A 1,832-nucleotide genomic window follows, 5' to 3' on the forward strand; every position below is an offset into this window, starting at 1 on the left:
GAGGCTGGGAAAAAACTCTCAGTCCAAAATGAAAGCCGGACGATGAATCAAATCTTGGTTCATCGTCCGGCTTCTTATGTACACAGGAAATCGTTCCTGATATGATGTAATTACCCCTAAAAACAAACATAAAGGAGCGATTTTCATGTATCAAAATTATATCACGGGACAAACAGAATTCGTACTAAATTATGACTACAATGTGCCAAAAAATCATCTGGTTCGGTTAATTGATACTTTTGTCGATTCCATTCCACAAGAGGTTTTGTTAGAAGAGAACGTGGCCGTCACCGGCCGCCCACTTTCTCACCCTGCACTGATGTTAAAAATTCTGTTGTTTGCGTACTCTCGTCAAACTTATTCTGGCCGGAAAATAGAAACCTTGTTAGAAGAAAACTTACCAATGCGATGGTTAGCCCGTGATCATTCATACAGTTACCATACCATCAATAACTTTCGACGGAGTGAGCACGCCAGGAACTTAATAAAACGTACCTTTGTTTACTTTACTATGGCTCTTACGGACCATGGGCTAATTCAAAATGATGCAGTCTTTATTGATGGCACTAAGGTTGAAGCGGATGCTAATAAGTACTCGTTTACTTGGCGTCGGGCAATAGAAAAGTATCACGCTAAGTTGAGAGAAAAGACGGCTAGTATTTATGATGAGTTAGTAGAAAAGCAAGTCATCAAAGAGATGAAACCAGAAATGATTGAATCTATCGACGGTATGGAATTAATGGCTGAAGAAGTGGAAAAAGAAATCACTAATCTAGACGAAGCCATTAAACAGGAGCCGAAAATAATTAAAGGTGGTTCAGTTAGAAAACGTCGGCGACGTTTTCTAAAGAAGCTTCGTCGTCAACTGAGAGAAGACTTAATTCCACGGGCTAAAAAATATGAACGTGTCGAAGATATTTTTCAAGGACGAAATAGCTTTTCGAAAACAGACCACGACGCAACTTTTATGTGCATGAAAGAAGATCCGATGATGAACCGAGAACTCAAACCCGGATATAATCTTCAGATTGCCACGCATAATCAGTTTGTCCTTGATTATGCTTTATTTTCCAATCCTACTGATACTAGGACTTTAGTGCCATTTCTTAAGCAATTCCATGGCTTGGATTTCTTTACACACGTGGTAGCTGATGCTGGTTACGGTAGTGAATATAATTACACAACACTGCTTGACCAATTCGATAAGCAACCACTCATTCCATACACCACCTATCAAAAAGAGCAGAAGCGTAAGTTCAAAAATGATCCAACAAAACCTCAGAATTGGCAGTACAATGCCGAAGATGACTACTATATTGATCATTTAGGCGTTCGCTTCAGTTTTTATCGCTACAGTAAACGAACTGATAAGTATGGATTTAAGCGCGATCTTAAACTCTATCGTGCCGACACACATCAATCATCAGAAGAGTTAGATCAGTTAGCTAAAACGCCAGGTAAGCGTCAGCGCTACATCCAGGTTAATCCAACTTGGAATTATTACAAAGCAAAAGTCAAAGAGACCCTCTCAAGCGATGAAGGTAAGATGATCTATCGTCGACGCAAGTTCGACGTTGAACCAGTCTTTGGTCGCATGAAGAGGGATTTTGGCGTACGCCGAACTCATTTGCGCGGCCAACGGGCTGTGGAAAATGATGTCGGATTAACCTTAATGGCATTGAACTTAACGAAATTGGGTAAAATGATCAACCAATTAAGACCCTTTTTAGTAAATAACCAAAAATGCGAACTACAATTTTTGATTAAATCAAAAATCATAGTTCGCATTTTCTTAGTTAGAAGCTAGAAAATAATAGTTAATTCCCAGCCTC

Annotated in this window: 1 protein-coding gene; it reads left to right on the top strand. The window is 39.5% G+C overall.

Features of this window, described 5'->3' with window-relative positions; all coding sequences use genetic code 11:
• Positions 1–145 precede the first annotated feature (145 nt).
• Positions 146–1,807 (top strand): IS1182 family transposase, encoded by a 1,662-nt coding sequence (locus QOS03_RS09085; protein WP_056968813.1) that lies wholly within the window; start codon positions 146–148, stop codon positions 1,805–1,807.
• The last annotated feature ends 25 nt before the right edge of the window (positions 1,808–1,832 follow it).

Origin of the sequence: Limosilactobacillus pulli (assembly GCF_947381555.1) — a bacterium.
In the GTDB taxonomy this organism is placed as follows: Bacteria; Bacillota; Bacilli; order Lactobacillales; family Lactobacillaceae; genus Limosilactobacillus; species Limosilactobacillus pulli.